Below are 2875 nucleotides of genomic sequence, written 5' to 3'. Positions count from 1 at the left end.
CCCCAGGCCGCCTGCACATCAGCCGCCGGACCACCCACACAGTCGAGTCCACACCCCACCCGGACATCGAATGCCAACGCAACCCGCATGCGTCGAGTCCTACGAGAGACCTCAAAGGGTTGAGGCCCGTCTCGCCGTTTCGGCCTCGAAAGCGCCCGCGCCGAAGGCGCAAGTCTCGAGGCCGAAACGGCGAGACACAAGGGGGCCTCAACCCCGCGACGCCGCAGGCGGCGCCAAAAAACACAGCACCTTCACGAGCAAGCCCACATCCCACCTCCGCGAGCAACCCCACATCCGACCCCGCATCTCCGATGCCGACGCAACCCGCATGCGTCGAGTCCTGCGAGACACCTCAAAGGGTTGAGGCCCGTCTCGCCGTTTCGGCCTCGAAAGCGCCCGCGCGAAGCGCAAGTCTCGAGGCCGAAACGGCGAGACCAAGGGGGCCTCAACCCCGCGCCGCCGCAGGCGGCGCCATAAACACAGCTCGCCATCTACTACGCTCACCCGGGTGAGCAGTATCCAGGTCGCGGACCAAACCTTCCTCGCCGCTCCCGGCGCCGCGGTGGCGGCCGCGCTGACGGGCCCGGGGCACTGGCGGCGCTGGTGGCCCGATCTCGAACTGGATGTCCGGGAAGATCGCGGTGACAAGGGAATCCGCTGGTCGGTGTCGGGCGCGCTGTCCGGCACCATGGAGGTGTGGCTGGAACCGTCGCTGGACGGCGTGATCCTGCACTACTTCCTGCACGCCGAGCCGCCGCAACCGCTGCCACCGCGCAAACTGGCGGCCGCCAACCGGGCCCGCCGGGTGGCGGGCAAGGTGATGTCGTTCGAGATCAAGGACCGTCTCGAGGACGATCGCCCGGCCGGAGTCGCTCCGCACGACAACTGACGGATTTCGTACCGCACCGCCGAAAGGAACCCCTGAGACCCAATGGCCGACCGGACCCAGAGATCGATCGTCATCGCGGCACCCGCCCGGCAGGTGATGTCCGTTATCGCCGATCTGGCGTCCTACCCCGAGTGGGTATCGGCGGCCAAATCGGTGGAAGTCCTGGAGACCGGGCCCGACGGCCGGGCCCGTACCGCGCGCTTCGTGCTGGATGCGGGCGTGGTGAAGGACACCTACGTGCTGGCCTACACCTGGCAGCCGGACGATCTGGCCGTGAGCTGGACGCTGGTCAGCGGTGAGCTGCAGAAGGTGCAGGAGGGGCGCTACGAACTCGTCGAGCAGCCCGAGGGCGGCACCGAGGTGCGATACGAGCTGACCGTGGACCTGACGATACCGATGATCGGCATGTTCAAGCGCAAGGCGGAGAAGGTGATCACCGATACCGCGCTCAAGGAACTGAAGAAACGGGTCGAAGGCTGACCGGGCCGCAGCGCTCGGAAGACGCCACCCGCGGCGGCCGGCCCGCTCGCGGCGCCCGGTCGCGCACGCGGGTCGAATTGTTCGTGGGCAAGGGCGGTGTCGGCAAGACGACGCTGGCGTGTGCGCGCGCCATGAGTTGTGCCCGGGCCGGCCAGCGGGTTCTGGTGGCCTCGCTGGACCAGGCCCATTCCCTCGGCGACGCGCTGGGTTTCCGGTTCGCGCACGATCCGGGCGCCGTTCCCGGCATCACCCGGGTGCTCCCTGGCCTCGAGGTGATCGAACTCGATTCGCTGGCGCTGCTCGAGGAACGTTTCGGCGCACTCACCGAACTGCTGCGCGCCGATCCGGGTCACGAGCACGGTTTCGATCTGGCGGCCCTGGATCCGGCCGAACTCACCGGCCTGCCGGGGGTGCAAGAGCTGCTGATGCTGGTGGAGATCGCCCAGTACGTGGCCGACGACGAATGGGACGCGATCGTCCTGGACTGCCCGCCGACGGCCGATATGCTGCGCATCCTCACCATGCCCGAGACAGTGCTCGGATATCTGGACCGGGTCTGGCCGCCGCATCATCGGATGATGAGTTCGATCGGTACCGATATCCGCCGGGCCGTGCTGGCGGCGACCGTGCAGCGGGTCGTCACCGCGGTCGGCGAGGTCCGCGATCTGCTCGCCGACTCCGACCGCACCAGTGCCCGGCTGATCACCCTGGCCGAACGGGTCGCGGTCGCCGAATCGGCCCGGGTGCGTTCGGCGGCGGCGCTGCTGGGGTTGCGGTTGGACGCGGTGGTGGTGAACAAGGTGCTCGCCGCGGTGCCGCCGCCGGGTCCGGAACCACAGCATCCGGCCGTGCGCTGGTATCTGAACCGCTGCGCCGAACAGTGGGATGTGATCTCCGGGTTGCAGCGGTCGATGCCGGAGATCCCGGTACTCGTCGCGGGACATACCGGCGCCGAACCGGTGGGCCTGGGCCCGCTGGCGGCGCTGTCGTGCGTGGTCGCGGAGCACGATGTGCCGCCCGGGAGCGGAGACGCCGGTGTCCGGCTCGACAGCGGGGGCGCGGTGCGCGACGATCCGGGTTCGGCGCCGGTATCCGGCGACGGCAGCGCGCACGCCGCGCCCGCGGTGCGACTGGAATCGGGGGCGGGGTTGCAGTCGGTGTATGCGATGCGTATCCATCTGCCGGTCGCCGATCCGGCGACACTGCGCCTGGGACGAGTGGAGGACGATTTGATCGTGGGAGCGGACGGCGTCCGCCGCCGGCTACGACTGGCGCCCGTTCTACGCCGCTGCACCGTCAGCACCGCCGAGTTGGACAACGGATACCTCGTCATCCGTTTCCGCCCCGACCCGCAGGAGTGGCCGAAGTGACCGGAACCCGCTATCGCCAGCCCGAGGGCGTCGCCGAATTCGCCGACGAACTGCGGCTGCTCGCCGAAGCCGTGCTGGAACGCGTCGAACCGGTCCTGCGCGAGGCCGCGGGCGAGGGGCAGCCGGAGTGGAACAA

At 69.3% G+C, this 2875-nt stretch carries 3 protein-coding genes; all 3 read left to right on the top strand.

From position 1 onward, the window contains the following. The first annotated feature begins 508 nt into the window (after positions 1-508). The 3 genes from ON38_RS08165 to ON38_RS08155 are packed head-to-tail and all read left to right on the top strand — an operon-like array spanning position 509 to position 2739. The gene (locus ON38_RS08165) at positions 509-889 is read left to right on the top strand and encodes a hypothetical protein (RefSeq protein WP_039823706.1); all 381 of its coding nucleotides are present in this window, start codon (positions 509-511) and stop codon (positions 887-889) included. Positions 890-931: 42 nt separating this feature from the next. Continuing rightward, positions 932-1369, top strand: a complete 438-nt coding sequence (locus ON38_RS08160) for an SRPBCC family protein (RefSeq protein ID WP_039823704.1) — start codon at positions 932-934, stop codon at positions 1367-1369. Continuing rightward, on the top strand, positions 1366-2739 hold the full coding sequence (locus tag ON38_RS08155) for an ArsA family ATPase (protein ID WP_373281197.1): 1374 nt from the start codon (positions 1366-1368) through the stop codon (positions 2737-2739). Before ON38_RS08160 ends, ON38_RS08155 begins: the two co-directional genes overlap by 4 nt. Positions 2740-2875 lie beyond the last annotated feature (136 nt).

The sequence above is a fragment of the Nocardia testacea NBRC 100365 genome, assembly GCF_000308775.1.
GTDB classification, from domain to species: Bacteria; Actinomycetota; Actinomycetes; order Mycobacteriales; family Mycobacteriaceae; genus Nocardia; species Nocardia testacea.
Note: the sequence above shows the minus strand (reverse complement) of the source record. Positions and strands in the feature narration are given on the sequence as shown.